The 4,348-nt window shown below is 54.5% G+C and carries 2 protein-coding genes and 2 pseudogenes; 1 reads left to right on the forward strand and 3 read right to left on the reverse strand.

The window, feature by feature from the left end; translation table 11 throughout:
• Positions 1 to 150: 150 nt before the first annotated feature.
• Positions 151 to 2,142: pseudogene (locus tag ACTBDZ_RS15480) on the reverse strand (methyl-accepting chemotaxis protein).
• A 263-nt stretch (positions 2,143 to 2,405) separates the two neighbouring features.
• Between ACTBDZ_RS15480 and yjfP the strand changes: the two are divergent.
• Positions 2,406 to 3,188, forward strand: a complete 783-nt coding sequence (gene yjfP, locus ACTBDZ_RS15485) for an esterase (RefSeq protein WP_438815977.1) — start codon at positions 2,406 to 2,408, stop codon at positions 3,186 to 3,188.
• A 48-nt stretch (positions 3,189 to 3,236) separates the two neighbouring features.
• Here the strand turns inward: yjfP and ACTBDZ_RS15490 are convergent, their stop codons facing one another.
• Together ACTBDZ_RS15490 and ACTBDZ_RS15495 are read right to left on the reverse strand one after the other, a co-directional pair.
• Positions 3,237 to 3,728, reverse strand: a complete 492-nt coding sequence (locus tag ACTBDZ_RS15490; RefSeq protein ID WP_438815978.1) for a GH32 C-terminal domain-containing protein — start codon at positions 3,726 to 3,728, stop codon at positions 3,237 to 3,239.
• 12 nt (positions 3,729 to 3,740) lie between these two features.
• A pseudogene (locus tag ACTBDZ_RS15495) lies at positions 3,741 to 4,217 on the reverse strand (glycoside hydrolase family 32 protein); the annotation flags it as partial.
• Between the last annotated feature and the right edge of the window lie 131 nt (positions 4,218 to 4,348).

Raw genomic sequence — 4,348 nt, forward strand, 5'->3', positions numbered from 1 at the left:
CTTGCAAGGTCCAGTGTCAGATCAAGTCGCGACTAATACAGATGAAGATCTGGGCAACGCTGCGTTATCCTCTGGCGCATTGCCTGTCGTGTAAACACCGCCGGCCTCACGTTGCCTGAGCGCAGCGGAGGCCGGGAATAAAACCCGTGCTTAACGTTGCAACTGCGTCAGCGCAGGGGTTGATTCGTTTATCTGAAACACGCTGACCAGTTCGGTAAGATGATGCCCCTTTTGGCGCAACCCTTGTGCCGTGTACTCCGAATTACTCACCAGTTCAGTGCTTTTCTGCGTTGCCTGACCAATCTGCACCACGGCGATATTGACCTGTTCGATGCCTGTCGATTGCTCACGTGAGGCGGTGTCAATTTCATTGATGATGATGGTGCTGAGCTGATGAATACGTTGCAGTAAATCGTCCATTGCCGACTGGGTTTTGGCGGAAATACGATAACCCGCTTCAATTTTTTCCAGCGATTCGTTAATCAGCGTTTCAATCTCCTTCACCGCGGTTGCGCTGCGCTGTGCCAGCGCACGCATTTCGGCGGCGACCACGGCGAAACCTTTACCGTGCCCTCCGGCGCGAGCCGCTTCTACCGCCGCGTTCAGTGCCAGAATGTTGGTCTGGAACGCGATGGATTCGATCACTGAGGTGATATCGGAAATACGCTGCGAGGAATCCTTGATGTCGCTCATGGTAGAGACGCTGTCGCTCACGCGCTCGCTGCCGTGCTGGGCGGCGTTGGCGCTCTCTTCTGCCAACTGGCGCACGCTGGAAACGTTGTCCGCGTTTTGCCTCACTGTCGCTGAAATCTGCTCCATGCTGGCAGAGGTTTCTTCCATGCTGCTGGCTTGACGGCTGATTTGCTCGCTGATGTTTTCGCTATCTTGTGCCAGCGCATCGGTACTGGCGCTGATCTCTTCTGCGGAGGCGCGCACCTGGGCGACGATGCGCGTCAACCCTTGTCCGATGCCGTTGATGGCACCGATCAGGCGGCCCACTTCATCATTGCGTTGCGTGGTTAGCGTGGCTTGCAAGTTTCCGGCAGAGAACTGTTCCGCCACTTTCACCACGTCTTCCAGCGGTCGGCTTAGCCACTGGCGCGTCAGTAACATAAAGAATACGGCGAAGATCAGCGTCAAAAAGGCACCGCCAGCCAGGAACAGATTGCGCGTGTGAGTGATGTTAGCCAGCAAGCTGCTTTTACTCAGCGTACCAACGATCACCCATCCCCACTGCGGCACTGCCTGAAAAACCATCACTTGTTCCTGTTCGTTCGGCGACAGGCTGTTGTCACGGTACTCCAGCGTGCCGTCATGGGCACCCAGAATCTGGCTCAGCGCGCCTTCGGACCAGTCAGGACGCTGGTTAGCGCGCGTTGGGTGGTAGAGGTAATTACCGAGCTCGTTCCCTTTTTTCGCATTAATCACGAAGAAATGCCCATCTTCGCCAATGCGCTTTTCCAAAATGCGTTGCTACATCAGGGTGAATTCACGCGTGATATCGATGCCGACAAACTGGATACCGATAATCTGGCCTGATGTATCCTTGATGGGCTTGTATTGGGTGATGTACTGCTTGCCGAACAGCGGAGCCAGTCCGCTATAGGTGCCACCCTTCATAATGTTGGTGTAGGCCGCGCTTTCCCTGTCGAGCCGGGTGCCGATGGCGCGGGTGCCATCCTCTTTTTTCAATGAGGTCGTGGTGCGCAAAAAGTCATCGCCGTCGCGCACAACGCGCACAAACAGTGTTGAAATCGCGCCAGTACAGCTGAGAAAATCATCCACGATGGCAGTGTTCACTTCAACTGCGTATCGCCCGCTTTCAGCGTGGGCTGTGAACCATCGCCGTAAGGTACTCGCTGGGTGGTATCAATGCTGTATTGGGTAGGGAGGAAACTGGCGAACAGCGTGCTGTAGTTACCCACTTCCGCTTGTAACCCGGCATCGTACATAGTGATCATGTCTGTCACACCGGTCACCTGGCTCTGCATATCGTGCAACGTCAGCGCTTTTAACTGATCGCCCGCAGAACGCGTCAGTGACAATGTGAAAACCAAAAAACAGCACGGCCACACTCAGCGAGGCGATCGCCGAGAGCTTGATGCCTAAACCCCAGTGTCGAAAAGAAGAAAATTGCAGCATGCTATGTCTCTTTTATTAGTGCAATCCGTGCTGGAAAATGACCCATGATGTTGTCAACCGCCGTACAGCCAAGCGCCAGCAGTTAACGCCAGTAACGGCAGAGTAAGTAAATAATTCATCTGATTTGTGTAACTTTACATTGCAGTCTTTGTGATAAATCATTGCGAATTTGTATTTAAAAAAAATTTATTTTTGGTGATAGGGTGTTAGGCAACCCGAGTTTATGCTTAACGATGTGCGGAAAGAAAAGAGAGAGAACCCACATGGTAGAAATTTCGCCAGATACCCTGAACGGGATTGATGTCCTGCATGCGACCCCCAGCGGTCAGCAGGAGTATCCGTTACCGACGATATTCTTTTTTCATGGCTATACCTCGTCCAAGGAAGTATACGCCTATTTTGGCTATGCGTTAGCACAAGTGGGGTTTCGTGTTATTTTGCCTGACGCGGCGATGCACGGCGCGCGTTATGACGGTGATGAGGCCCGCCGTTTACGCCATTTCTGGGATATTCTGCAATTTAACGTGCAGGAACTGCCGGGGCTGGTGGATGCCGCGCGCCAGCGCGGGTGGATTGCGGATGAGAAAATTGGCGTTGCGGGCGCATCGCTCGGGGGCATGACCGCGTTGGCCAGCATGGCGCGCTATCCGTGGATTTCAGCCGTCGCGGCGTTTATGGGGTCCGGATATTTTTCTGCGCTGTCGCGCTCGCTTTTCCCTCCGGTCCCCGCAGGAAGCCCGGGGTCTGACGATCTGTTGCGCCAGTTGGCGCAAACGCTGGCCAATTATGATGTCACCGACCGGCTGTCTGCGTTAGCAAATCGCCCGCTATTGCTGTGGCATGGCGATGCTGATGACGTGGTGCCCGCTGCCGATAGCGCGCGCTTGTATGCGGCACTGAAAGCGGATAATCAGCATCATAACGTCACCTACCTGACGGAACGTGACGTGGGGCATCGCATCACACCGTTAGCGCTAACGGCGGGCAGTCGCTTCTTTACCCGGCATTTTGCCTCTGTGCCATTGACCGAGACGCCGATATCCTGATGCGCCGATAGCTGCTACAGCCTGACGTATCCCGTTCACGCGGTGTGGTTACTGCTCAGGATAGATGGATGCCATCTGCCAGTGGGTAAAGGTCTGGCAGTATGCCACCCCATTTTCGGCATAAAGCGCGATGCCGCGTCCTTCTGTTGGTGGGTAAATACGGCTGGTGAGACAGGTTTCTCCTTGATTGACAAAGACTTCCACTGAGGAACGATCGATAAAAATCCGCAGATCAAGCGTGTCGCCATCGGGCAGTGCCACACTGCGATAGCCGCCGACGCCCAGTCCGGATTGACTGCGATCCAACACCAAACGACGAGACTGCGTATCGACATAAAACCGGGTGACGTAGCGCCGATCGTCGCTGACGGCAATCTCGATACCGAAGCGTTCCGCCTGGCTTTTTTGAATATCCCACATCATGTGAATTTCTGCCTGAAGCGCGCTGATCCCCAGCCTGCGTCGTTGGTTGTTCAGCGAAAAAGCGGGTAGGGTATGCGCTTCCCGACGCAGTGCTTGCAGTTCCCGCACCGGCATCATTCTGACGCGCCCTTGTGCATCCAGCGACAGTTCGCGCGGCAGCGTGAGGCATCCGGCCCAGCCGTCGGCCTGAGTGGGTTTCTCGGACTCCCACATACCCATCCAGCCGAACAGCAAGCGGCGCCCATCGGTAGTGACGAAAGATTGTGGTGCGTAGAAATCGTGACCAGCATCCAATTCCTGAAAATGCTGCTCAAGCGTAAAAGGATGGTCCGGCTGCCAACGTCCCAAAATATAGTCGCTCTGAAAGCGATTACGGTAGCGATAGCCTTCGGGCGTCATGCCCTGCGGTGAAAACATCAGCAGGTATTTATCCCCAAGCGGGAAGAAATCCGGGCACTCCCACATATAGCCCAACCAGCGATCGGCTTTAGCCAGCACCTCTTCCAGACGCCATTGGAATAGAGAGGTGCCGCTGTAAAGCAATACCTGCCCCCTATCATTGGTATCACGCGCGCCAACCACCATAAACCAGCGGCCATTCTGCTTCCAGACCTTAGGCTGTGTCCCTTAATTGCTTGAGCTATAGTATCCATCTGTTTCTACGACACTTTGGATTATGGCTCGCTACGATCTTTCTGATGAAGCATGGGCAATCATTGAGCCCTTGTTACCAACCG

The sequence above is a fragment of the Symbiopectobacterium sp. genome (genome assembly GCF_051710365.1).
Classification (GTDB): domain Bacteria; phylum Pseudomonadota; class Gammaproteobacteria; order Enterobacterales; family Enterobacteriaceae; genus Symbiopectobacterium.

Excerpts from the sequence above, each read along its gene's own strand:
- yjfP (WP_438815977.1), top strand. The coding sequence starts at position 2,406 with ATGGTAGAAATTTCGCCAGATACCCTGAACGGGATTGATGTCCTGCAT.
- ACTBDZ_RS15490 (WP_438815978.1), bottom strand. The coding sequence starts at position 3,728 with ATGATGCCGGTGCGGGAACTGCAAGCACTGCGTCGGGAAGCGCATACC.